Raw genomic sequence first — 25104 nt, 5'->3', positions numbered from 1 at the left:
TTATATGGGTATATCTTAACCAAAGCTAATCTTTCTAATTAAATTTAATCGGCTTATAAAAGATTTGTTTTTGATATGGAAATAAAATAATAGGTGATAATAGCGCAACAAAAAGATAAATAATTTCATACCCCTACTTCCTTCTTTGTAGGTTTTTAGTTGCTTGTAGATTATCTCAATTTCTTCTTTGTTTTTTATATTCGGTAAGGTTAAGCAATGCTCAATCCAATTTAAGTTGAAGTTTAGATATCCTTTATTTCCATCCATTGTGCTGGTAGCTTTTAAAGAAAGTGAGTCAGTAATACTTAAATCGTGCTGCCTGTATCTTACCAAAACATCTGGAATTGATTTGATTTTTCCGAAAGTTGCTGCTACAAAAATAATCCACCAATCATGATAATAGCCATCTTTGAATGGCAAAAATTTTTGCGTTAATGTCTTTTTAAACATCATGGCGTGTCCCGCTGCACAATTTGATGTCAGAAACGGAAGATTTGAACTTCCATCATAGGTGTTGTAGTGATCACTCATTTTTTTGCCTAGAATGGGATTATCATTTTCATCTATAAAATTTGAATCATGATAAATTAAGTCGGAGTCTCCTAACTCATTATATAAAATTGATAACTTATCAGTATCCCAAATGTCATCCTGATCGCTGAGGGCTATAAAGTCTCCATTGCAAAATGAAATGGCCTGCTCAAAATTTTTAGTAAAGCCTAGGTTTGTTCTACTTTTAAATAATTTGATGAACGGATAAACTGCAGCATATTTTTCTAGTATATTCCATGTTCCATCAGTTGAGGAATCATCTGATATGACGATTTCAATAGGTGTGTATGATTGAGAAACTAAACTATTCAATTGTTTTTCAATGTACTTTTCGCCATTATAAGTACATAATGCTATTGAAATAAGAGGTTTGTTTTCACAGATCATTTAGCAGTATTTTGATTAATGTCATAACCGTAATCTTCCAATATGCTAGACCAAAATATTAAGTTTTTATCCCAACCATGGCATCCAAATGGAAGTTTGCCTTTATTTAGTTCTAGGGCAATTTGGGGTTCAGTTTCTATTGCAAATTTTATAGCTTCTTTGTAACTCGGTTTTTTGATTTGTGTAGATCGTCTATTAATTTCTATAGACCAAAATATATCCTCATTAAATTCAAGTTCTGGCCTATTCAAATAATAACTGACTTGATCTCTGTATCTATTCAGTAATTGCTGAAATTTCTTTACCTTACGCAGCGAAAATCCGCCATTACCAACTTGATTATGTAGCTGCTTTGCATTAGGCAAGCCATCACGATGGACATTATAACGGCGATAAAAATAGCTTTTCAAGTGTACACTTATGTTGCTCATATTAATGCCCGAACTTGTTGGATAGAGCCACGGTGCACCGATATAATCATAACTTTGATTGCACCAAAACTGTAATTGATCTGAAAAGACGAAGACATCAAGTTGATGGATTAGTAAGTATTCATATCGTAAGAAAGATCCATAGAACTCATCAGAAAGCATAAGGGCATTATAGCCCGCTATATTTTTAAAATACTTATCATCAAAACTTACTACTTCATCGAATTGAAAATTACCGATCGTGTTAGAAATATCAAGTTTACTTGGTTTAATAGCCACAATCTTATGATGCCCTAAAACATTGAAACATTGATTTAAGGAAAATTGACTGTTGTAATCGATTTTATCTTGGTAAAAAGGAATTATAATGACCACTTGCTCCTTCATCATTCTGCTCAATTTTTTTTAAATAGTTTAGCTTTTGTTAGCCTTATTAAGCTTCTTACCCATATTTTAATGCCAAAATTATTTAAGATTAAAGATTGTTTGTCAGCTTCAAAATCAAGGTCTTTATTTATCGCAGAGACACCAGTATCGTTATATTTTGCAATAACGTAATCCAGATGTTTAAATCTATATTCTGAATCTTTATACAATTGCATATTTAACGCATAATCTGCGGCAATTTTATACCTGGTATTGTATTTATATTTTTGAAAAACGGAAGTAGGGTAAATAATTGATTGATGAAACAAGCCTAATTTCGCCTGGCGATATGCGGAAACTTCCCCAGAATGTTTTTTGCCTTTGTAAATTACGTTAGCATAATAGATAAAGCGTAAATCTTTTAATTGATTTGCAAAGTCTGAAAAATCAGGGAGCAATTCATCATCCGCACCTAGAAAATATACCCATTCTGTGTTAACGAATTTCAGGGCTTTGTTCATGGCATCATATATACCAGAATCTTTTTCTGATTTCCAAAATGAAAGTTTAGAATTATTTCGTTTCAACAGTTCTATCGTGCCATCAGTACTGCTACCATCGATTACTACGATTTTTATTTCTTTTAATCTTTGTAAGTAGATGCTATCTAAACATTGTTGAAGCGTTGATGCTGCGTTATAGGTTACAATAACAATCGACAACATACGTTTAATCGTTGAAAGCCTGCATATCAATTAAACGCTTGTAAAGTCCGCCTTGAGCCATTAATTCATTATGGTTTCCAGTTTCTATTATGCTTCCTTTATCGATTACAATAATTTGATCAGCGTGTTGAATAGTACTTAAACGGTGAGCAATTACAATGGAAGTCCGGTTTTTCATTAAGTTATTTAAAGCTTCCTGAACCAGTTTTTCTGACTCTGTATCGAGTGCTGATGTTGCTTCATCTAAAAGCATGATTGGTGGATTAGCCAAAACTGCCCGGGCAATACAAACACGCTGTTTTTGTCCGCCTGAGAGCTTATTGCCTCGATCACCTACGAAAGAATAATAACCGTTTTCGGTATTTTCAATAAAATCATGAGCGTTTGCAATTTTTGCAGCAGCTACAACTTCTTCCATTGTAGCTTCCGGTTTAGCGAAAGCGATGTTATTAAATATTGTATCATTGAAAAGAAACGATTCCTGGTTTACGGTGCCCATTTGAGCTCGGATACTCTCCACTGTTAAATCCTGGTAATTATGGCCATCAACTTTGATACTTCCTGATTTTGGGTCGTGAAAGCGAGGAATCAAATCCATTAACGTACTTTTTCCACCGCCAGATGGCCCCACTAAAGCAACTGTTTTTCCCTTTTGTATATTAAAACTGATTGCATTTAAAATTTCCTTTTCACCATAGTTAAATGAAACGTTTTCAAATTTAATTTCATGATGAAAACCATCCAAAACTTTTGCGTTAGGGGCATTCAATAAAAGAGGTTTAGTATCAATTAAATCTAGCACCCTTTCACCAGCAGCAATTCCAGAATGGATTCCGCTAAATGAATCGGTTAATGCTTTAACGGGTTGCATCACCTGAGAAAAAGTTGCGATATACACTAAAAACTTTGATGGCGTTAAGTCGCCTTGTCCTGTCAAAATCATTGTACCACCGTACAGTACAATGAACACCACTACAAACACTCCCAATGTTTGAGAAACTGGTGAAGCAAGTTGTTGTCTTCTTGCCATTTTTCTATTAAGAAAAGAATAAAACTTATTCTCATCGTCAAATTTTCCTTTAATCCTAGGAGTGGCATTAAATGCTTTAATGATTTTTATACCACTCAAAGCCTCATCTAGAAATCCTATCATTTTCGCAAAAGATTCATGTGATTCTTTTGCTTGAGATTTTAATCTTTTAACAATTTTACTGATGATAAAGCCTGATATTGGAATGACCAAAAGTGAAAATAAAGTTAATTTTAATGAAATAGAAACTAGTACAGCAATGTAAAATAATAACTGAATTGGCTCTTTGAAAATAACTTGAAGGGTGTTTGTAACCGTAAATTGTACAACTTGTACATCAGACGCAACTTTTGAAATAATATCACCTTTTCGCTCATTGTTGAAATATCCAATATGCAAGTTCATCACGTTATCAAAAACGGTTTTGCGTAAATTAAGTAATGTATGAACTCTCAAATCTTCCATAAAACGCTGGGAAAGATAGCGAAATAGGTTTGCAAGGATAACGGTAACTACAATGACTATGCAAACAATTTTAAGCGTTTCAATTTTACCATAAACATCAATTGCATGTTTAATATATTCACTAAATCTGCCCATGAAATCTATCGATGAACTTACTTTGGTTAAAGTTGTTGGTGCATCTTTAATAAATAAGGTTTCTAATAATGGGCCTAATAAAGTAAATAAAAAAGTATTGAAAATAATAGCGAAAAGTGTTGCTATAATATAAGGAATAGCAAATTTCTCTATTGGCTTAGCAAAAGATAATAATCGGAAATAAATTTTCATTCAAATAAAATATGATGCAAAGCTAAGCATTTTGGGGTGTTTATCATTATTCCTCCAATTTGTGAAAGCAGTATGATATTAAGTTAGAAAGACCAGCTATTCTGTTCTCATAGTTGATGGGTTTGGGATTCTCTTTTTTCACTTTAAATTTCGTTCTTTGCAGCAAACAACAATTAAAAGCCTTGAGAAATTTAAATTGGAACTTCTTTTTAAATAGGAAGTTGGTGTATGGTGCCTATATATTGCTTGCTTTAGTTGCAGCACTTAAACAATATCTGCATCATACATTTAATAATTATCTGATTTTTAAATATACATTTTGGCATCTAATTGAACAACAGCCTCTATATATCAATTCTCCGGCAAATCCGTATATAGATTGCAATCATTATGGACCTGTATTTGGTGTCTTTATGATGCCGTTTGCGATTTTACCTGACTGGATTGGTGTTTGTTTGTGGAATGTTGCAAACGTAATTGTTCTTCTTTGGGGGATTTACAGCCTTCCTATATCAGAGAATAAAAAAACTATTATTGCATGGATTTGCGCTCATGAGGCACTAACATCTTTATTCAGCTATCAGTTTAATATTGCTCTAACTGGCACAATGTTATTAAGTTTCAGTTATATGCTGAAAAATAAAAATGCTCAATCTGCATTTTTTATTGCTTTTGGTATGCTTGTTAAGCTTTATGGAGTAGTTAGTTTAGCTTATTTTTTCTTTACAAAGGAAAAGATCAGGTTGATTCTATATGGGGTTTTAAGTTTAGCGGTTCTTTTTGTACTGCCTATGCTGTTTTCTTCGCCTGGATATATTCTGCGTTCTTATCAGGATTGGTATGAGGCGCTGGTGCATAAAAATTCGAGTAACATCAATCTTGATTCATTTCAGGATATTTCATTAATGGGCATAGTTAGGCGGGTTTTTGGAGATAAAGAAATTCCAAACTGGCCTATGCTTTTGGGTGGTTTGTTGCTTTTTCTGTTACCTTACCTTCGTATTAGTCAATATAAAAACGTTGGGTTTAGGTTGTTGTTATTGGCCTCAACTTTAATTTTTACGGTAATTTTTAGTACGGGTTCAGAATCACCTACTTATATCATAGCCTTTGTTGGTATTGCGGTATGGTTTGTTTGTCAAAGCCGAAAAACACCTTGGATAATTGGTTTGTTGGTATTTGCATTTATAGTAACGAGCCTTTCGCCTACCGATATTATTCCCCCGTTTGCAAGAACCTTTATCAGGCTTTATGCGTTAAAAGCTTTGCCTTGTGTAGTTATTTGGTTTTTTATTCTCTATCAGATGCTAACTGTTGATTTTAACAAGAAGGATCAAATTAATAATGATGAAAAATTGGTTTTGAGTTAAACTAGCGCATTAACGAGTGATATAGTTTCCAATGAGCCTCGGCACATTGTTCCCAATTAAATTTTTGGGCATGTGCAATTATAGCATCCGCAGGTTGATTCTTTTCATAGTCAGCTAAGCCCTCTTTGAAAACTTTCTTCATGTGGCCGTTTTCAAAATTATCGAAGTAATAAGCCAATTCACCACCTATTTCGGGTAACGAAGTTAATTTAGAGAGAAAGACTGGTTTGCCAAAATTCATAGCTTCAATGGCAGGAATTCCAAAACCTTCTGCTAATGAAGGGAAAAGAAATGCACTGCAGTTATTGTAATACCAATATTTCTCCTCACTGCTAACCGGGCCTACAAGGTGTACCCGATTTTGCACTCCATGTTTGATAGCTTCTTCCCTAATTTTATCAGCGTAACCGCCATCTTCCTTTCCTGCAATAATGAGTTCGAAATCGTTATCTTCTAGCAGGCAAGGTAGGGTGTGGAAGTTTTTTTTGGGAATAACTGTGCCTAAGGAAAAGAGAAATTTTTGTTTTGGTCGATATTTTGGCTGATTAAATTCGGGAAATTTCTCAACTTTTGCACCATTGTAAATTACTGTTATTGGCTTATTTACTTTTAAATGTTTAAGGATATCTTCTTTGGTAAATTCTGATATTGCAATGATATGATCAACTTTATCTATAACCTTTTGGTGCTTTTTAACCTGATTTTTGCGCTTAGCATCTGACTTTTCTTCATGTAAAAAGTTTAAATCATGCACCGTTAATACTTTTATTAACTTTTTATTTGGAGGCAGGTAAGAAGAAATCTGATGAGTGGTGTGCCACAAATCAATATTTTTATTTATCGATGGGAAAATAAATTTATGCAGACTATTTTGAGTGATGAAAGAAGTGCCCTCATCGAAATTGTGCTGGTCTTTTTGGCGTACATAAAGCGAAACTTCATCACCATTTTTTTTTGTCTTAATCAAAGACAAGCCCAGTTGATGGCAATATTCAAATAATCCCGTATACGGATATTTCATCCGTTCACAATCAAAAACAATTTTCATGGATGAATTATTTACTTGGTAGGATCTTATAGTTTTTATATTCGCCAATTCTCCATCCTGTAATCATCTCAATCCTATGCAAAAACATTCGCCTTGGAGATAAATCAATCTTATTGGGATTATGTTTAAATACCCAATCTTGCGCAGCAATTACCGTTTTCATCGTTTCTGGATGAGGCTCTTCAAAAGGAGCTAGAATGTCGGCCACACTTTCAAAATCAAAAGTTTCATAATTTTTATATTGCTCAACTGTTTTTTCCTCAGACTGATAGTACCCAGTGAATCTTTTTACTTTTCCAAGTAGTAAATAAGGGTTACGGCAATAAGAATAATGAAAGATTTTGGCATCTATCCATTTTACATTTAGCTTGCGACTATTGATATTCTTTTGATAATCTTCCAAACTCGGATAGCTTCTGAAACCTTGAGAATCTTTATAAGAATAAAAGTTAGGATTGTTTCTGACAATCCTGATTTCTCTCCGGTGCCATTTTCTGGTTGTACCAATGTGCTTATAATCTCCAATGAAATGAAGGAAATCGAATAAAAATCCTTCTACCTTATTATCATGAAGGTTATCCTCCATGGCTTTTTTTATTTTAGGTAAATCTTTTTCATGAAATACCTCGTCAGATTGTATGTGAAAAACCCAATCTCCCGTGGCGGCCTTTAATCCAATATTAGCTTGTTGTGCAAAAACCTTTCCTCCCTCAATAAGTGAATCATCCCATACGGTATCTATAATTTTAATCTTGTCTGATCCGATAGCTTCAATGGCTTCTCTTGTTCCATCATCTGATTTTCCAACTACTGCAATAAATTCATCACATAAAGGTAATATAGATTTGATAGACTCGATTACTGGATAGCCATACTTAAAACTGTTTCTCATATAGCTAAAGCCACTTACTTTCATGCACGCAATGTTTTTAGATTGTTTCTTGCCAAGTCGATACAATCGTTGAAAAATAAATCTGTTTCTTTGTACAAAGATAGTTTTATTGATGAATACCCATCTATCCATTTTAAGCGAAGTAAAAGCCGGTAATTACAAGACATTAGCGAGAGCATTAACGCTCGTTGAAAATGACATTGCGCCTGCTGATTTAATCCTGAAAAATCTGGATAGCCAGTCGGCTAAAGTGGTGGTTGGTATTACCGGCCCGCCAGGTGCTGGTAAAAGCACCCTGGTTAACGCAATTACAAATCATTTCACTGCTGAAAGCAAACGTGTAGCGATCCTGGCGATCGATCCTACCTCGCCGTTTAATTTTGGTTCCTTGCTTGGCGATCGAATTAGAATGGTCTCACAATTTAACAATCCAAATGTTTTTATTCGTTCGCTTGCAACTAGAGGCGCTTTGGGAGGTATTTCGGCCAAAACTATTGAAATGGTTGATGTGTTAAAAGCTTCGAATTTTGATCTGATTATTGTTGAAACAGTTGGAGTAGGTCAATCGGAAGTCGAAATTGCAGGACTTGCAGATAAAACAATTGTGGTGTTGGTCCCCGAATCGGGCGATGAGGTGCAAAATATTAAATCAGGTTTAATGGAAATTGCCGATTGCTTTGTGATTAATAAAGCCGATAGGGAAGGAGCCGATACGTTTGCCAATAATTTAAAAAAGATCGTTCATCAAGGTGTAAAATCGATACCAATATTAAAAACGGTTGCGGATAAAAACATTGGCGTTGAAGAATTATGTAAATGGATTGCAGAACCCATTAAGGTTTCCAACCAACGAAAAGAATTTCTTTTCGCGGAGAAAGCCTGGCGACTGATTCAAAATCAGAAAATGATGCCTGTAGACAAAAAAAGGCTGCGAGAAGAGATTCAGGCAGCCTTATTAAAAGATGATTTTAATGTTTATCGCTTCGCAGCAGAATTCGCAAAGAAAAGTTAGCCATTTTTATTTCTTGCTGGTTGGACTTTGCGCTGCCGACTTAAGACTTCTTTTAACTATTCATAATACTTTCAATTTCATCAGCCTCTACAGGAATATCAGCCATTAAGTCGATATTGCCATTGGCAGTGATTAAAATATTGTTTTCTAACCGAATGCCCAGGCCTTCTTCAGGGATATAAATACCAGGTTCTACGGTTAATATATTTCCTTCGGCAAATGGCGTATATCGCCCAGCAAAATCATGTACATCTATTCCCAAATGATGAGATGTGCCATGCATAAAGTATTTTTTGTAGGCTGGATAATTTGGATTTTGATTTTTAACATCAGTTGTAGATATTAAACCTAGGTTAACCAGTTGCTCAGACATGATCTCTCCAACCTGTTCATGATAAGTATTCCAAACAGTGTTGGCCACAATGAGCTTAGTAGCTTCCTTCATTACATGCAAAACCGCGTTGTAGACTTCTTTTTGTCTTGGGGTAAATTTTCCGTTTACCGGAATTGACCGGCTCATATCTGCATTGTAATTTGCGTATTCAGCCCCGAAATCAAAGAGAATCACATCGCCGTCTTTACACTCCTGATTGTTATCGTTATAATGAAGAATGTTTGCGTTATGGCCCGAAGCAATAATTGGTGTATAAGCATGTCCTGTTCCGCCCTGCTTTATAAATTCATGAATAATTTCGGCTTCAATTTCATATTCCTTTACGCCAGGTTTAGTAAATTTTAACACCCTTACAAAAGCATCACGTGTAATGGCACAAGCTTTTTTAGTAAGTCCAATTTCAAGCTCTGACTTGACAGCCCTCAAACCACGCATAATTGGAGCGGAGCGCTCGTAATGGTGCAAAGGATATTTGGAGCGCATTTGTTCTATAAAACGAACATCGCGATAGGGAACTGAATGTGCATACCTATCATTTTCATTTGTATTAAGATAAATATTATCCGCATAGTGAACAATGCTGTGCAGAATGTTATCGAAATCTTCTAACCAATAGATGTTTTCTATGCCCGAAGCAGCTCTCGCCTGCTCTTTAGTATATTTATATCCTTCCCAAACCTTAATATAATCGTTGGTCTGTCTTAAAAACAGGACTTCCCTGTACAAAGGATTAGGACAATCAGGATATAGGAGTAATATTGTTTGCTCCTGATCAATTCCAGATAAATAAAATAAATCTGGATTTTGCTTGAAGATAAAATTTTGATCACCACTTCTAGGAAACTCGTCAGCAGCATTGAATATAGCTAATGAATTGTTTTTAAGTTGTTTAGCATAGTTTATTCTGTTTAATATAAAAAGTGACTGATCAATTTGGGGATATTTCATAATAATTACAGTTTTAACAAGGTAATGCTCAAATGTAAGAAAATGATTAATTAGAGAGAAGTTTGGAACGGAGTTTGTATAAAAGTTTGAAAATTTAAATTTTTGTTTAATTTTGCGATTACTAAAAAATTAATCAATTAGATTGTTTACCCTTAAAAAGAAAAAAAGATTATGAATTATTCTACTTTAAAGAAAAGTGTTGCGCTTTCTTTAGTGGCATTAACAGGAGTTGCTACTCTTGCTGTCGCTCAAGATGCACCTGCAACAACTTCTGGCACCAAGGTATTTGGTGGTAGAGGACAGTACAGAACTTGGTCAATCGGTTTGAACGGTGGTGTTCTTATGCCAATTGCTCCAATTAGCAGTAACAATGATTACAACAAATGGGATGTTAACTTAGGTTACGGTTTAAATATCCGTAAACAATTAGGTCACTCTTTCGCTTTAGAATTAAACGGTACTCGTGGTAAAATCTCTGGATCAAATGACGCTACTATTTACGGAGCAGGTTCTACAAACAGAGAATTCGAAACTGAATTACAATATGCTGTTGATTTACGTGGTGTTGTAAACTTAGGTTCTATCGATTTCTTACGTCGTGAGAACTCAGTAGGTTTCTTCTTAACTGCTGGTTACGGTTACATGGCTTATGCACCTAAAGTTACTTTAGCAAACGGTACAGTTATCGATTGGAAAGGTAATGCTGGTGGTAATGCTGATAACGCTAACAACGTAACTAAATCTGGCGACAGAGCTGACTACGTAAAAGGTTTCTATATTCCAGTTGGTGCTGGTGTTAAATTCAAAGTATCTGAGCGTGTTAACTTTAACTTAGGTTACACTATGAACTTTGTTGATGCTGATAACTTAGACGGAACTTACGCAAAAGGTAACTCACAAGATAAATTCTCTTACGGATATGCTGGATTAGAATTCTCTTTAGGTTCTTCTGCAAAACCAAGTTTAGAGTGGTCTAACCCATTAGCTACTATGTACGATGAGTTAAAAGATCCTACTTTACGTCAAGAAGTTGAAGCTTTGAAAAACCGTGTGTCTAACGTTGAAAAATCTGTTGAAGATTTGAAAAAAGATACTGATGGTGATGGTGTTGCTGATCAATTCGACAAATGCCCAGGAACTCCTGCAGGTACTGCTGTTGATGGTTCAGGATGTCCACTTCCTAAAATGGCTCCAGATTCAACTCAGAACTCTAATGTAACTGGTTTCGAAAAAATCGGTTTCGATTTCAACTCATCAGTTTTAAAAACTGAAGCTTATCCAACTTTAGATAAATTATCTTCAGTGTTACGTGAAAACGGTGGTAAAGTAACTGTAAACGGTTACGCTTCAAGCGAAGGTACTGCTGCATATAACATGAAATTATCTAAAGACAGAGCTAATTCTGTTAAAACTTACTTAGTAAATTCTGGTGTAAACGCTAGTCAAGTTGCTACTAAAGGAATGGGTGAAGCTAATCCAATTGCTTCTAACGATACTGAAGAAGGTCGTATCCAAAACCGTCGTGTTGAAACTTCTAGAAACTAGTATTTCAATATAAAGTTTAATAGAAAGTCCCGATGCAAATCGGGACTTTTTTTATGCCTTTTAATTTTCTGTATAAAGCTTTTTATCTAAGTTTGTATCATGTATTTCTTCAGGAAAAAAGATCCTAACAGGCCAAATAACATCAACATCAAAATTATGCATCTCATCAATGCATTGGCGATCATTATCTTTCTTGCAGGTATAATCTATAAAGTCGTTCAATGGCTTTCTAAATAAAATTTATGAAAAAAATCATCACTACTACAAATGCTCCAGCTCCGATTGGGCCATATAGCCAGGCGGTACAAGCTGGCAATTTTTTATTTGTTTCAGGTCAGGTAGCCATTAATCCAGAAAATGGAGAACTAAATTTGGTTAACATCGAAGAAGAAACCCATCAGGTAATGCGCAATTTGAAAGCAGTGCTTTTAGAGGCCGGATTATCTTTTGATAACGTTGTAAAATCAACTATTTTTCTGTCGGATATGGGTACCTTTGCTCAGGTTAATGAGATTTACGGACAATATTTTACAGCTGATTTCCCGGCTCGTGAAACTGTTCAAGTATCTGTATTGCCTAAAAATGTGAATGTAGAGATTTCTGTAATTGCGATCGTTCAATAATTTTGGCGACCGCTAAAACGAAATACTTTATAGCTGGCATTATACCCTACATTATCTGGGGTACAATGTCTATCCCATTACGGAACATTAAGGGTTTCCCACCTCAAGAGATTCTTTATTACAGGATATTTGTTTCTATTGTAACAGTATGGACAATTATTTTACTTTTCAGGAGAGATGCCTTAAAAAATGATGTTAATTTTTTTAAGAATTTAACATCATCCAGTAAAACCAGATTCTTGTTATTAACTGTTCTTTCTGCCTTCTTAATAACGGGCAATTGGTTTACATACATCTATGCAGTGAACAGTGTAAGCTTAAAGGCTGCCGCTTTTGCTTATATGGTTTGTCCTCTTATCACCGCCTTGTGTGGGTTTGCTATCCTTAAAGAACAACTTGCCAGGACTAAAGTAATAGCACTGATTATCGCATTTATAAGTATTGTGTTGTTGGCCACAGGTTCTTTAACTGAAGTGCTTTGGGCAATACTTATCGCATCATTTTATGCAGTTTATGTTATTGTGCTAAAAGTAATTAAGGATATTGATAAGTTCAATTTTTTAGGGGTTCAGTTAATTTTATCAGGCCTGTTGATGTTGCCCATGTATCTGTTTACGGAAAATAAGTTTCCTGCAGATGCTTTTTTCTGGTCGCATATATTTTTAATTGCTGCGGTATTTACCATTATCCCACTCTTTTTAAACGCTTATGCTTTACTGGGAATGCCATCATCGGCGTTAGGTATTTTAATCTATCTAAATCCTATCGTTGCTTTCGCAGTTGCCTTCTTCTATTTTAAGGAACCAATAGATGTGCATCAGCTTTTCGCCTATTTGCTATTGCTGTTGTCGATTGTTATTTTTAATGCACAATTGCTAAAAAGCATTGTTTACAAAAAAGCTTAGAAATTTGTTTCAGTCGATTTTAGATACACCAATTGAATTTATAAAAGGCGTGGGACCAAGTCGTGCCGATGTTTTGAAAAAGGATTTAGGTCTTTTCACTTTTCAAGATATGCTCTCGCATTATCCTTTTCGCTATATCGACCGTACCCAGTATTTTAAAATCAATCAAATAAATCCAGATTCACAATACATTCAGATCATTGGTCGTGTAATCAGTAAAAAGGTTATTGGCGATAAAAGAACGAAGCGGATTATAGCTGTTTTCAAAGATGAAACAGGTATCATGGAACTCGTTTGGTTTCAAAGTTTGAAATGGGTAGATGATCACATTACCGTTGGAACGGCTTATGTGGCTTTCGGCAAACCGACTTTATTTAACGGAACCTTCAGTATTTCCCATCCAGAAATGGAGCTTTATCAAAACAAACCTGTAGGTAGGGGAAACTTAACGTTGCAGCCCGTTTACAATTCTACCGAGAAACTAAAAAAGTTTACCTTAGATTCTAAAGGTATTCAGCGTTTAATTGCTGGCTTGCTTGATCAGGTTATTAAAGATGTTCCAGAGAACTTACCTCAGTATATCATTGATAAATATCAGTTGCCCGATAAAAGAAAGGCTTTGCTGAGTATTCATTTTCCAAAAAATCAGCAGGATTTAAACGCTGCGGAAAGAAGATTGAAGTTCGAGGAGCTTTTTTTTATTCAGCTTCAATTGCTGCATAATAAGCAATTAAGGCAACTAAAATTCAAAGGGGTAACTTTTGATAAGGTGGGCGAAAAGGTGAATCGGTTTTATAAAGAATTTTTGCCATTTGAGTTAACTAATGCTCAGAAGCGTGTTGTTAAAGAAATTAGAATCGATACCCAACGTGGGGTTCAAATGAATCGCTTAGTTCAGGGCGATGTAGGTAGTGGCAAAACAGCGGTAGCCCTGATGAGTATGCTTTTAGCAAACGATAACGGTTATCAAGCTTGTATGATGGCCCCAACCGAAATTCTGGCCCGACAACATTTTGCATCCATTACAGAATTGGTAACTGATGATTTGGTGAAAGTGGCCATCCTCACTGGAAGCACTAAAAAAAAGGAGCGGACAATCCTGCATGAGCAACTGGAGAATGGAGAAATAGATATTTTGATCGGAACTCATGCCTTAATTGAGGATAAAGTGCAGTTCAAAAATCTCGGTTTAGTAGTTATTGACGAACAGCATCGCTTCGGGGTAGAGCAGCGTGCAAAGCTGTGGCGCAAGAACGTCATCCCGCCACATATTTTAGTGATGACCGCAACGCCGATTCCGCGTACGCTGGCAATGACACTGTATGGCGATCTCGATGTTTCAATCATCGATGAATTGCCTGCTGGAAGAAAACCTATTGAAACCAGGCATTTGTTTGAAGGCCAGCGATTGAGAATGTTCGGTTTTATGAAACAGGAGATTGCTAAAGGCCGACAAGTTTATATCGTTTACCCGTTGATCAAAGAAAGCGAAAAATTGGATCTTTTACACCTGGAAGCGGGAGTGGAGCAATTAAGCTATCAGTTTCCTCGTCCGGATTATCAAATAAGTATTGTACACGGACAGATGCCAAATGCGGATAAACAATTTGAAATGCAGCAGTTTATTGATGGAAAAAGCCAGATTATGGTGGCCACTACGGTGATTGAAGTAGGCGTGAATGTTCCCAATGCATCTGTTATGGTGATTGAGAATTCTGAGCGTTTCGGGCTTTCGCAATTACACCAATTACGCGGTCGAGTTGGGAGGGGAGCAGAGCAATCCTTTTGCATTTTGATGAGCGGAAATAAACTCAGTAAAGAAGGTAAAGTACGTTTAGAAACCATGGTACGAACCAATAATGGTTTCGAAATTTCAGAAATTGACTTACAACTTCGTGGTCCTGGCGATATTTCAGGAACCCAACAAAGTGGTGTACTCGATTTGAAGCTCGCAGATTTAGCCAAGGATCAAATTATCCTATCTGAAGCTAGAAATACAGTTATCGAACTTTTTTCAGATGATCCACAATTGGAAAAACCAGAAAATAAAGTTTTGAAACTGCATCTACAAAAACTAGAGAGAGGCATTTCTTTTGACAAGATCTCTTAGTATCATTTCCTGGTAACGTTTCTAATCTGAATTTAATTCATTTGCGATTTTTAATTTTTCAAACATTAGTTTTGTAGGAAATATTTTCTCGTGGCAGATTCAAATTCCAACCCCATTATAGTTAAACAAGACCCTTTCGCAGCATTACGTTTTAAAGAATTTCGTTCTTTTTTAGGAATGCGTTTTTTCTTTACGCTGGCGTACCAGATGCAGGCGGTAGTTATTGGCTATCATATTTACGATTTAACCCATGATGCATTAAAGCTTGGTTTGGTAGGTTTATGCGAAGCCGTCCCTGCGATCGGCATTGCACTTTATGGAGGTTATATTGCAGATAAAAGTGAAAAACGGGGCTTGCTAATTAAAATATTTTCTGGCGTATGGCTTGCTTCGGTGCTCATGCTTATCATCACCAGTAAGTATTTGAATCTGAAAGAAGATGTGATTGTCCTGATCATGTACGGTTTAGTTTTCTGTATCGGTTTGGCTCGTGGCTTTTTCGGACCAGCGACCTTTTCATTGATGGCCAATATCATCCCAAAAGAACTTTACCCGAATTCGAGCACCTGGAGCAGCAGCAGCTGGCAGTTGGCCACCATTATTGGTCCTTTACTTGGTGGACTCATAAATTGGCTTTGGGGAATTACTGCTGCCTATAGCGTTATCGTTTTTCTGGTGTCAGTTTCACTGGTCTGTATCTTCACTTTTAAAAAGCATCCGGCCACCTTTGCGCCAACACAAAATATCTTTCACAGTTTAAAGGAAGGAATTCAGTTTGTCTTTAAAACTAAAATGATGGTTTGGGCAATGAGTTTAGATCTTTTTTCTGTGTTTTTTGGTGGCGCAGTGGCACTGCTTCCTATTTTTGCGAAAGATGTTTTTCATTTAGGTTCATTTGGTTTGGGCATGATGCGTGGAGCTGCCTCATCTGGGGCAGTGATTACGATGCTTTTGATGACAAGATTTTCGCCTATGGGCAAGCCATGGAGAAATTTGCTCATTGCTGTAACAGGCTTTGGTTTGAGTATTATTTGTTACGGCCTATCTAGAAACTTCTACCTCACGCTTTTCTTCTTGTTTTTAGAAGGATCTTTTGACAGTGTCAGTGTAATTATCCGTCAAACCATCATGCAGCTACTTACGCCCGATCATATGCGTGGTCGCGTTTCAGCGGTAAATAGCATGTTCATTGGCTCTTCAAACGAGATCGGCGAGTTTGAATCGGGTTTAACTGCGAAATATATGAAACTAGTTCCTGCAGTGGTTTTTGGCGGGAGTATGACTATCGGAATCGCTTTTATTACCTGGTTAAAAACTAAATCTCTTACCAAATTGAGTCTGCAGGATATCAATGAGCAAACCGCTAAAGGTTAATTTATAAATATTTTGAAAACTTTCGTCACTGCTGCTATTGAGCTGTGGTCCTTCCTTTCCTGCAATCCTTTTGTGTTGGTTAGTGCTGATTGGGTTAATGTCAACAACAAAAAGGATTTTCGTACAGTCAGGTTTAGCTAGGCGGGCATTTTGCAATTAAAAGATAGGAATACGTAAAGCTATTTATGCGCTCGTTAGAAACGAGCGCAGGCTTTAACTTGTGAAAAACCAGCGCTGGGGTAAGTTCGGGATAACTGTATGGCTGTAAATGATAGGAATCGTTTAACTATTTTGCAATCGTTAGAAACTCGCGCAGGCGCAAGCGTTAAAGGCTTTCTACAAAACGAAATGCATTGCAAATTAAACCCGTATTCTATGGTTTTTGCAAATAAATTTTAAAATATTTAGGCAGCATTATAAAGATCTTTCTTATAGGGTCTGTCTATCAATACTGCTGCAAAAGCTCTGCTGACCAGTTTGTTTCTCAATACGTTTAGAACAGCTGAATGATGCTTTCCTTCTTGTATCTTTCTGTCATAATACCTTTTGAACTCATTATCCTTTTTGATTGTGTTGAGCGCACACATGGTAAGTAGTGTTTTTATTCTTTTATTTGCCAGGTGGCTAACCTTTGGTTTCCCCTTTAGTGTTGTTCCAGAGGTATTTCCGAAAGGGGCAATACCACAATAACAGGCAAACTTCCTGGGATCCTCGAACAGACTGAATCCTTGCGTAAGGACCACGATAAACATCGCTGTCTGAGGCCCTATACAGTATACGGAGTTGACCAGACGATATTGCTTTTCAAGTAGTTTGTCCGCTTTTACACATCTTATAAGTTCCGCTTCAATCATGTCAATTTTCTTGTCATATTCTTTGATCAGTGACTTCCTGATCTCCAATGTAAAATCCGCTGAATCTCCATCGAAAGCTTCCAGCTCTCCACTTGCGTTTTTTAATGCCGTCTGTTGCTTCACAAGCTGCTTTCTACAGCTCAATAAATGCTTTAGCTTGCTTATGGTTTTGCTCGGAAGTTTAAAAAGAACAGCTTTGCGCCTATGTAAAAAACCATAGTTGGCTATTTCGGCAGCATCTGCCTTATCAGATTTGCCACGTTTTAGACCAAGGGAGCGCTTAAGCCTCAGGGCGTTCTCAACCCAGAGATTTCCGCCCTGTCCGTCAAAATAGGTGCAGATAGGAAGTGTGTAGAGTCCGGTATCCTCTGCGCAAAAAAGCATCTCAGCAATCGAAAGGCCGGTAAGCTCCTGCATCCAGGCCACCATTTCCTTACAGCCTTCCTCATTGTTGCTAAAGGTGCCATGAAACTGCTCATCAGGATTTTCAGTAAGAAAAAACACTACATCTGTTTTCATTTTTGAAACATCGATGCCCGCAAATAATCTGTAATTCATAACTTTGGGTTGTTAAGTGGAAAAAACAAACCTTAATGTTGAATAAAACTAAATCCCTTAACGGTCCAGCGAAGACTAAAATTCTATATGGTTCTTGTTCAACAAACGGCAGTGCTCTGATACGGGTTTTAGGTCTTTAACCTAGATCGAGCCAAAGTGCAGCACTGCCGTTAAGGTTTTATTCAAATCTCAAATATTTCTAAGAATATTCAAACCTAAGGGATGGTACGGAAAGCCGCTATTTTTCATAGCGCTTGGAGGTACAGCGGGACAGAAACCAACCGAAGTATTCCTGCTATTGCTTTCCAAATCTTTAATCTATTCAAACCTGGAAAAAAGCAAAAAAGCTAAAACTTTCTATTCTTCCCCCAGATTAAATAAATAATTGAACCTAAAAATGGAGCTAGCAATATGATTACAAACCATAGTGCTTTTACGGGGAAGAGCATTCCTTTGTTCCGGGAGATATGATAAAGTGCAGTTAAAATTAGCGCCAACCATAAAATGGCGCCAATTATAATGATTATGCCAATTTCGTTGCTTTCAATTTGTGCTACTAACATAGGATGAAGTTTTATTATACTTCAACAATTCTTTCGCCAATTTGTTGTCGCCACATGGCTTGATACAATCCGTTTTGAGCGATCAAGGCTTCGTGGGAACCTTGCTCGATGATATGTCCTTTCTCCAAAACGTAAATGACATCTGCATGTTTGATGGTTGATAAACGGTGGGCAATCAATATCGTAATGTGATCGGTTAAGTCGGATACAGAACGGATGGTTTTGGTAATTTCTTCTTCTGTGATAGAATCCAACGACGATGTAGCTTCGTCAAAAACTAAAATATCTGGTCGGCGAAGTAAAGCCCGGGCAATAGATAACCGCTGTTTCTCGCCTCCGGAAACTTTAACACCTCCTTCACCAATTAGAGAGTCCAAACCTTTGTCGGCTCTGGCCAGCAAAGTTTGACAAGCTGCTTGGTTTAAAACCTTAAAACACTCCTCATCGGTTGCAGTTGGGTTTACAAAAAGTAAATTCTCTCTGATGGTGCCCGAGAATAGCTGCGTATCTTGTGTTACAAAACCAATTTTTTCTCTCAGCGCATCTAAATCAATATCATTACTAGGTGTGCCGTTATATAAAATTTCACCTTCTTTAGCTGGATAAAGGCCAACTAACAACTTTACCAAAGTTGACTTTCCTGCTCCTGATGGACCAACAAAGGCAATGGTTTGCCCACTCTGCGTTTTGAATGAAATGTTTTCTAAAGCGTTTCTGTTCGCCGTTTGGTGTTTGAAACCGACATTGCTAAAAGTTAAATCCTTAATTTTATTGATGGAAATAGGGTTCTCTGGTTTTTTATCAATTGGCGTACTTAATATTTTTTTGAAATTACCCAGTGAAACCTCTGCTTCACGCCAGGCCAGAATTACGTTTCCAAGCTCCTGCAGTGGGCCGAAAAGGAAAAATGAATAGAACAAGAAAGTTAAATATTGGCCAGCAGTAATGGCATTATCGAAAATAAGCAACAATAAAACCAAGATCATCGTACTGCGAACCAGGTTTACAGTGGTCCCTTGAACAAAGCTCATACTGCGAACATATTTTACCTTTTTCAACTCCAGGCCTAAAATTTTGTAGGTGGTTTTATTCAAACGTTCAATTTCCTGATCGGCCAAACCTAAACTTTTTACCAGTTCAATGTTTCTCAATGATTCAGTAGTAGAACCCGCCAAAGCGGTTGTTTCGCCAACAATGGAGCGTTGGATGGTTTTTATTTTGCGGCTTAAAAACCAGCTTACAAAACTGATAATTGGAATAGCCGTAAAGTAAACCAGTGTTACTTTGTAGCTGATGGAAACAGAATACACGATAACGAAAATCATCCCGATTAAACTCACAAACAAAATACTGATGAAAGAGGTAATGAATTTCTCAGAGTCTAAACGTACTTTTTGTAAAATGCCCAAGGTTTCGCCACTGCGCTGATCTTCGAAAACCTGGTAAGGTAATTTTAAAGAATGCTGTAAACCGTCAGCATACATTTTTGCGCCAACTTTTTGAACGATAACGCTAGTGAAGTAATCCTGAAAGTTTTTAGCGATACGCGAAACCATTGCTGCGCCAATGGCCAGGCCAATTAATCCGAGCGAGCCCCATAGGTATTGGCTATAAGTTAATTTATCTTTTTGATTGATGAATTTGTCTAAAATTCTTCCGGTGATATATGGATCTAAAAGTGAAAAGCCAATATTTAAACCTGCAAGCAATAGCGCTAAAGCGACAATCCACTTGTGGTTTTTCAGGTAGTCTAATAATAATCCCATTAAAGTTTTGTTGTTTGTAGTGCAAACATAAAAAAAGGGAACGGATAAAAATCCATTCCCTTTTTTTATGACTTTTTGGAAAGATACAGTCTATCTTTCAATGACTAAAATCCGTATCTCAAACCAATTTGAAACTGGTAAGGATTGCCACTAGGGTTAACAATACCGGCATTATTTACACGGTAATTAAAGGTTCTGCTATCTGAAAAGTAAGCAGGTATTGCAGGAACGGCAGGTGTAGTACCCGTTGCAGGTACAGCAGCACGTCCGTTTAAAGCGTAAAGCGCTTGCGTTCCCAAGGTTTCATTCACGCCCCATTTCTTATTCAACAAGTTGGCGAAGTTGAAGATATCACCAGAAATTTCAAGTGTGTGAGTTTTATAAAGCTTGAATTTTTTACTGATTCTTAAATCTACAATACCATAAAAGCCATTTTCTCCACCATTCCTTTCGGCAATTTGGCCTGAATATTTATTAATGTATTCCTTTAAACTCTGGCTGGCCAATGGATTATCCATAATGGCTTGTAAGCCTGTGCGAACCGTTTGTGAAACTGCAGGGTTATTTCTATCGAAAATAAAAGCTAAATCGTTAGTGGCTACGAAATCACCATTGGTGTTTGTGCCAGATAATAAGCTATAGCGAGTACCGCCAATGCCTGAATAACGAACGCCAATAGTTACACCGTAAAAAGTTGGTAGCGTACCGTAAACTACTACTTTGTTGCGGAAGTGATTATCTGAATAAGACATTCTGCTTAAATCTCTCGGATCATCTTTTACCGGAAGTGATAATGTTGCTGTATTCGCTACGTTACCATTGTAAGAAGTATTGTCTTTCGCATCATTCCAGGTATAGCTTGCTGTAATTTCACCATCTCTAAAGTAATTCCAGGTTGCATCTAAAACCACTGCAAACTGATTCACTTTTCCTTTACTGTTCATTTCCAATACACGTCCAAACTTATTTGATAAGCGGCCCGCTTTCCAGTCTACAACACCGTTTGAGGCATTGATAGTAGGAACATAAACACCTCTATTATCTTCATTTGAAATGGTAAAGAAAGGATTAGCCACCATATTTCTATCTACATACATGTAGTTATTACGGCCTAAACTTGCGTAACCTGTAATCCCAACTTTAAATTTATCGGTAATTAATTTACTGTATGATAAATTCGCTTTGTAGATTACGGGTACTTTCGCATCTTCAGCATAAGTATTAATAGTTGGCACTTGTAAAGCTGCTAAAGTTGGTGCAGCTACGCCATTTCTGTAACCGATAAAATCTGGTCTTGGTACATCAGCTCCTTGAACATCTACAGTAGCAAAATGCTTTCCGTCGAATGTTAGGTTATTAATAGTCATGTAGTTATTAATGTCTGAACCAAAGATACCTGCACCGAAACGAACAAAATCTGTTCTGTTTTCATTGATATCCCAGTTAAACTGAATTCTTGGCTGAATAAGAAACTGTTTCAGCTCATGGTCAGTTCTAACACCAATGGCATCAAATAATTGTTGGTTTAACGGCGATTTTGGATACGAGCTGTAGTCCATACGCAAACCTCCAATAAAGTCTAAACCTTTAGCTAGCTTAGTTTGCATTTGACCATATAAAGCCATGTTCCAGATTCCGGCCTTAACTGTTGGGTCTTCCACCAAAGGCGCTTCGCGATAGTAAAGATATGGAGCCAGATTGTTGAAGTTTTGGATAGCCGTGGCACCTCCGTTTGTATATTCAAAACGTCCGTTTACTTCACTTCCATAAAGCGACTTAGCATGAGTATACATTACATCAACACCGAAAGTGTATTTCACCTTATCGGTATTGTAGTAAAAGTTATCTACCAATTGAAGCACATTATTGGTGAAACCTTCCTGGCCAAAACGATGACCACCAATTTGAATTGCTGTATTTCCTGTTGTTCCATCAGCTAGTGTTGAAGTTACGTTACGAACAATTGCTCTTGGTATTGCATATTCCAACTGATCATTTTGTGTACTAGCCTGAAAGGTGTATAGGTGTTGAACTTTCAACTCGTTAGTTACTTTACTGTTTACGGTTGAGCGTAAAGTAGCCAATAAACTGTTATCAACATTTTTGTCATTACCATAACTTTCGAAGAAATTGATGGCGGTATTGTCTGCAAGTCCTAGTGGATTTCTATCGTTGGTGTAATTATCGCGAATGGTTAACAGGTTTTTCTCATTGATTTGCCAATCTAAACGGGCGAAAGCTGCATCTGTTCCACGCTTTTTATCAAATGACCCATACTGATCGCTACTAGCTACGCCGTATTTAGCACGGGCAACTCCAGCAAATTCCTCTAAGGTGCTATTGGTTATTCTAAATCTTGCCTCATCAGCAGGACCATTAATGTCTGCAATAATAAGCGGACGGGCATCTCTTTGGTGATCCCATCCCACAAAATAATGTAATTTGTCTTTAATAATCGGTCCACCCAAGGTGAAGCCATATTGATAAGTCGAGAAATCGTTATCACGTTTTACACCTCTAATATCATAAGGAGAAGCTAACCAATCTGCTCTTCCGTACATAAAAGCACTACCGCTAACTGTATTGGTTCCTGATTTGGTTACCGCTGTTACCGTACCGCCGCCGGCTCTTCCTAAAGTAACATCATATTGGTTGGTTACTACCTTGAACTCGCGAACTGCCTCAATAGAAATAGAATATGGTGCACCACTACGACTGGTTGTGCTTCCTGCAGAGGTTGGGTTCTTTGCATTCATACCATCAATGGTGTAGTTGGTAGATGAGCCTAATTGACCAGCAATACCACCACCACGACTCAATGGAGATAAATCCATCAAGTTGGAGAAGTTACGGCCGTTAACAGGCAACTGGTTCATCGTTTTGGCAGAAATCTCTGTCGAGGCGCCAAAATTCTGCACTTTATTTCTTAAGCCTGAAGCTACTACCTGAACGGCCTCCAGATTTTGTGCGGCTTCTTGCATGGTGATGCCGACTCTGGCCACATCGCCGAAGTTTAACATATAGCCTGTTCTAGTTTGTTCGCCGAAACCCACGTAAACAGCTTTTACAGTGTAAGGACCGCCTAAAGGAAGCTCTTTAAATGTATATTCTCCCTGGGCGTTGGTTGAAGTTCTGGTAGTAAAACCAGTAGAGTTATTTTTAATTTCAATGGAAACACCTGGGATGGGTTTCTTTTGTTCATCGGTTACAATACCGGATATGGATGCTTGTGTTGTTTGTGCCATTGCAGATCGGGTTGCAAAAGACAGTAGTAGCATTAATGCGACTAGTAGATTTTTCATCATCGTTGGATTTTTAATAGGTTCTGAAGCCTTTATCAAGCCGCCTGAATTTAGGCTGCTGTTCAAAAGCATTTCAGCATGATTAGTTTTGATTTTTTATGATGCAAAATTCTACGAGTTGTGTTAAGATGGTTTCTATTTTATATTATGAAATCGTTTACAAATGATGTTATTTATGGGCTAGTGTTAAAATAAAAAACGGCCAATAAGTTATTATTGGCCGTTTCTGTTAAATTGGTGTTAGCTTACTTCTTTTCAGCAGTATATTTATCGCTAAACTTCTTGTCCAGTTGTTTGTGCAAATTATCCAGATTGATATCTCTTCCTTGGATAAATGCCTGTTCCACTTTGTTGGTTCTCATATCCAAAGCATCGCCTGCAGAGATGAAGAAAGTGGCATCTTTTCCTGGCTCAATACTTCCGGTAGTTTTATCAACGCCCATTACTTTTGCAGCATTTAGCGTAATAGTAGATAAAGCTTTCTCTTTATCCAAACCCCATGCGGTAACCGTTCCGGCCATAAAAGGCAGGTTGCGTTGCTGCCAATAACCATCTATACTTAACACCACATTTAAACCAGCGTTGGCTAAAACAGCTGCGTTTTTATAGGGCATATTTACATCGTCATCATTATTATTTGGCAAAGCATGAGGTTGTTTTACTACTAAACTGATATCGTTTTCTTTTAAGAAATCGATCACCAAATAAGCTTCATCAGCGTCAGTAATTACTGGCGTAATACCGAATTTTTTGGCAAAGTTTACCGCGGCAACGATGTCTTTTTGGCTATCCGCAGAAATGAACAATTTCTCCTGGCCAGAAAAAACTTTTTTCATGGCCTCAAAACGGGTGTTAATTACCTCCGGTTTGCCCATTTCCGAATAAGCCTTAGCTTCTGCAAAAAATGATGTCAATTGTGCAATGGCAGCTTGTGTTCTTTCTGCTAAAGCCTCTGCCGACATTTGTGGCCTGCCGAAACCGCCAAATCCACCTCTAAAACGTGGCGTTACCGGCCAGCTCATGTGCATGGCATCATCCGTCTTAATTGCTGCATCTTCCCAGTTCCAGGCATCCAATTGTACTACAGAAGAACTTCCGGATACTGTTCCACCTTGTGGAGTAGGTTGTGCCATTAATACACCATTACTTCGCAATGTTGCCGGCACTTTCGAATCGGTATTGTAAGCTACAATAGAACGGATATGGGAGTTAAAATCGCCAATTTCCTGGAAATCCAGCGTAGCTTTGATCGACTCAGTTTCTGCTAAACCTAAGTTTGTTGTCGCTGCAATAAAGCCAGGGTAAATATGTTTTCCTGTAGCTACAATTCTCGTTACATCATCTTGTGGCACCTGACCATTGGCCGTAACAGAAATAATTTTTCCGTTGCTGAAAAGAATAGTTCCGTTTTCAACTACTGTTCCATTGCCCACATGTACCGTAGCTCCGCTAATGGCAATGGTTTTAGTTTGTTTTTTTGCTGGCGATATGTTTGCTTGTGCAAAACACATCAGGCTTGTTGCCGAAAAAGCCAGACTCATTAAATAGGTTTTCATG

Annotated in this window: 20 protein-coding genes; 8 read left to right on the top strand and 12 right to left on the bottom strand. The window is 37.2% G+C overall.

Features of this window, described 5'->3' with window-relative positions:
* Positions 1-15 precede the first annotated feature (15 nt).
* From ACZZZK_RS11305 to ACZZZK_RS11290, 4 genes are read right to left on the bottom strand one after another with little or no spacing between them, the layout of a single operon-like run.
* The gene (locus ACZZZK_RS11305) at positions 16-939 is read right to left on the bottom strand and encodes a glycosyltransferase family 2 protein (RefSeq protein WP_463484218.1); all 924 of its coding nucleotides are present in this window, start codon (positions 937-939) and stop codon (positions 16-18) included.
* Positions 936-1760, bottom strand: coding sequence for a DUF5672 family protein (locus ACZZZK_RS11300; protein ID WP_463484217.1), 825 nt, complete (start codon positions 1758-1760; stop codon positions 936-938). Before ACZZZK_RS11300 ends, ACZZZK_RS11305 begins: the two co-directional genes overlap by 4 nt.
* A 5-nt stretch (positions 1761-1765) precedes the next feature.
* A complete protein-coding gene (locus tag ACZZZK_RS11295) occupies positions 1766-2461 on the bottom strand; it encodes a glycosyltransferase family 2 protein (RefSeq protein WP_463484216.1) in 696 nt (231 codons plus the stop codon).
* 4 nt (positions 2462-2465) lie between these two features.
* A complete protein-coding gene (locus ACZZZK_RS11290) occupies positions 2466-4283 on the bottom strand; it encodes an ABC transporter ATP-binding protein (RefSeq protein WP_463484215.1) in 1818 nt (605 codons plus the stop codon).
* Positions 4284-4465: 182 nt separating this feature from the next.
* Between ACZZZK_RS11290 and ACZZZK_RS11285 the strand changes: the two genes are divergently transcribed.
* On the top strand, positions 4466-5653 hold the full coding sequence (locus ACZZZK_RS11285; RefSeq protein WP_463484214.1) for a glycosyltransferase family 87 protein: 1188 nt from the start codon (positions 4466-4468) through the stop codon (positions 5651-5653).
* A 1-nt stretch (position 5654) separates the two neighbouring features.
* On the opposite strand, the gene ACZZZK_RS11280 is transcribed toward ACZZZK_RS11285, so the two are convergent.
* Entirely contained in the window at positions 5655-6701 is a 1047-nt protein-coding gene (locus ACZZZK_RS11280) for a glycosyltransferase family 4 protein (RefSeq protein ID WP_463484213.1), read from the bottom strand.
* A gap of 7 nt (positions 6702-6708) precedes the next feature.
* On the bottom strand, positions 6709-7617 hold the full coding sequence (locus ACZZZK_RS11275; protein ID WP_463484212.1) for a glycosyltransferase: 909 nt from the start codon (positions 7615-7617) through the stop codon (positions 6709-6711).
* 88 nt (positions 7618-7705) lie between these two features.
* Here ACZZZK_RS11275 and meaB point away from each other — a divergent pair, with 88 nt between their 5' ends.
* Positions 7706-8605, top strand: a complete 900-nt coding sequence (gene meaB, locus ACZZZK_RS11270; protein ID WP_463484211.1) for a methylmalonyl Co-A mutase-associated GTPase MeaB — start codon at positions 7706-7708, stop codon at positions 8603-8605.
* A 52-nt stretch (positions 8606-8657) separates the two neighbouring features.
* Here meaB and ACZZZK_RS11265 read toward each other — a convergent pair whose 3' ends face one another.
* A complete protein-coding gene (locus tag ACZZZK_RS11265) occupies positions 8658-9947 on the bottom strand; it encodes an aminopeptidase P family protein (protein ID WP_463484210.1) in 1290 nt (429 codons plus the stop codon).
* Positions 9948-10118: 171 nt separating this feature from the next.
* Between ACZZZK_RS11265 and ACZZZK_RS11260 the strand changes: the two genes are divergently transcribed.
* The 6 genes from ACZZZK_RS11260 to ACZZZK_RS11235 all read left to right on the top strand — a co-directional run bounded on the left by ACZZZK_RS11260 (position 10119) and on the right by ACZZZK_RS11235 (position 16504).
* Positions 10119-11492 (top strand): OmpA family protein, encoded by a 1374-nt coding sequence (locus ACZZZK_RS11260; RefSeq protein ID WP_463484209.1) that lies wholly within the window; start codon positions 10119-10121, stop codon positions 11490-11492.
* A gap of 99 nt (positions 11493-11591) precedes the next feature.
* Positions 11592-11729, top strand: coding sequence for a DUF6728 family protein (locus ACZZZK_RS11255; protein WP_463484208.1), 138 nt, complete (start codon positions 11592-11594; stop codon positions 11727-11729).
* A 5-nt stretch (positions 11730-11734) separates the two neighbouring features.
* A complete protein-coding gene (locus tag ACZZZK_RS11250) occupies positions 11735-12115 on the top strand; it encodes a RidA family protein (protein ID WP_463484207.1) in 381 nt (126 codons plus the stop codon).
* Between the two features lie 2 nt (positions 12116-12117).
* Positions 12118-13020 (top strand): EamA family transporter, encoded by a 903-nt coding sequence (locus tag ACZZZK_RS11245; protein ID WP_463484206.1) that lies wholly within the window; start codon positions 12118-12120, stop codon positions 13018-13020.
* A gap of 4 nt (positions 13021-13024) precedes the next feature.
* Entirely contained in the window at positions 13025-15130 is a 2106-nt protein-coding gene (recG, locus tag ACZZZK_RS11240) for an ATP-dependent DNA helicase RecG (protein ID WP_463484205.1), read from the top strand.
* Positions 15131-15220: 90 nt separating this feature from the next.
* Positions 15221-16504 carry an MFS transporter gene (locus ACZZZK_RS11235; protein WP_463484204.1) on the top strand — a complete coding sequence of 428 codons (1284 nt, stop codon included), beginning with the start codon at positions 15221-15223 and terminating at the stop codon, positions 16502-16504.
* 404 nt (positions 16505-16908) lie between these two features.
* Here the strand turns inward: ACZZZK_RS11235 and ACZZZK_RS11230 are convergent, their stop codons facing one another.
* From ACZZZK_RS11230 to ACZZZK_RS11210, 5 genes are all read right to left on the bottom strand, one after another.
* A complete protein-coding gene (locus tag ACZZZK_RS11230; RefSeq protein ID WP_463484203.1) occupies positions 16909-17916 on the bottom strand; it encodes an IS110 family RNA-guided transposase in 1008 nt (335 codons plus the stop codon).
* A gap of 347 nt (positions 17917-18263) precedes the next feature.
* Positions 18264-18479 carry a PLDc N-terminal domain-containing protein gene (locus tag ACZZZK_RS11225; RefSeq protein ID WP_056851107.1) on the bottom strand — a complete coding sequence of 72 codons (216 nt, stop codon included), beginning with the start codon at positions 18477-18479 and terminating at the stop codon, positions 18264-18266.
* A gap of 14 nt (positions 18480-18493) precedes the next feature.
* On the bottom strand, positions 18494-20245 hold the full coding sequence (locus ACZZZK_RS11220) for an ABC transporter ATP-binding protein (RefSeq protein WP_056851106.1): 1752 nt from the start codon (positions 20243-20245) through the stop codon (positions 18494-18496).
* A gap of 104 nt (positions 20246-20349) precedes the next feature.
* Positions 20350-23550 carry a TonB-dependent receptor gene (locus tag ACZZZK_RS11215; protein WP_463484202.1) on the bottom strand — a complete coding sequence of 1067 codons (3201 nt, stop codon included), beginning with the start codon at positions 23548-23550 and terminating at the stop codon, positions 20350-20352.
* Between the two features lie 242 nt (positions 23551-23792).
* The gene (locus tag ACZZZK_RS11210) at positions 23793-25103 is read right to left on the bottom strand and encodes an amidohydrolase family protein (RefSeq protein ID WP_463484201.1); all 1311 of its coding nucleotides are present in this window, start codon (positions 25101-25103) and stop codon (positions 23793-23795) included.
* Between the last annotated feature and the right edge of the window lies 1 nt (position 25104).

It is taken from the genome of Pedobacter sp. AC163, assembly GCF_979258665.1.
This window is presented reverse-complemented; position numbering and strand designations above follow the sequence as displayed.

Excerpts from the sequence above, each read along its gene's own strand:
- ACZZZK_RS11300 (WP_463484217.1), bottom strand. The coding sequence starts at position 1,760 with ATGATGAAGGAGCAAGTGGTCATTATAATTCCTTTTTACCAAGATAAA.
- ACZZZK_RS11295 (WP_463484216.1), bottom strand. The coding sequence starts at position 2,461 with ATGTTGTCGATTGTTATTGTAACCTATAACGCAGCATCAACGCTTCAA.
- ACZZZK_RS11265 (WP_463484210.1), bottom strand. The coding sequence starts at position 9,947 with ATGAAATATCCCCAAATTGATCAGTCACTTTTTATATTAAACAGAATA.
- ACZZZK_RS11260 (WP_463484209.1), top strand. The coding sequence starts at position 10,119 with ATGAATTATTCTACTTTAAAGAAAAGTGTTGCGCTTTCTTTAGTGGCA.
- meaB (WP_463484211.1), top strand. The coding sequence starts at position 7,706 with ATGAATACCCATCTATCCATTTTAAGCGAAGTAAAAGCCGGTAATTAC.
- ACZZZK_RS11250 (WP_463484207.1), top strand. The coding sequence starts at position 11,735 with ATGAAAAAAATCATCACTACTACAAATGCTCCAGCTCCGATTGGGCCA.
- ACZZZK_RS11305 (WP_463484218.1), bottom strand. The coding sequence starts at position 939 with ATGATCTGTGAAAACAAACCTCTTATTTCAATAGCATTATGTACTTAT.
- ACZZZK_RS11225 (WP_056851107.1), bottom strand. The coding sequence starts at position 18,479 with ATGTTAGTAGCACAAATTGAAAGCAACGAAATTGGCATAATCATTATA.
- ACZZZK_RS11275 (WP_463484212.1), bottom strand. The coding sequence starts at position 7,617 with ATGAAAGTAAGTGGCTTTAGCTATATGAGAAACAGTTTTAAGTATGGC.
- ACZZZK_RS11290 (WP_463484215.1), bottom strand. The coding sequence starts at position 4,283 with ATGAAAATTTATTTCCGATTATTATCTTTTGCTAAGCCAATAGAGAAA.
- ACZZZK_RS11220 (WP_056851106.1), bottom strand. The coding sequence starts at position 20,245 with ATGGGATTATTATTAGACTACCTGAAAAACCACAAGTGGATTGTCGCT.
- ACZZZK_RS11280 (WP_463484213.1), bottom strand. The coding sequence starts at position 6,701 with ATGAAAATTGTTTTTGATTGTGAACGGATGAAATATCCGTATACGGGA.
- ACZZZK_RS11230 (WP_463484203.1), bottom strand. The coding sequence starts at position 17,916 with ATGAATTACAGATTATTTGCGGGCATCGATGTTTCAAAAATGAAAACA.
- ACZZZK_RS11210 (WP_463484201.1), bottom strand. The coding sequence starts at position 25,103 with ATGAAAACCTATTTAATGAGTCTGGCTTTTTCGGCAACAAGCCTGATG.
- ACZZZK_RS11255 (WP_463484208.1), top strand. The coding sequence starts at position 11,592 with ATGTATTTCTTCAGGAAAAAAGATCCTAACAGGCCAAATAACATCAAC.
- ACZZZK_RS11215 (WP_463484202.1), bottom strand. The coding sequence starts at position 23,550 with ATGATGAAAAATCTACTAGTCGCATTAATGCTACTACTGTCTTTTGCA.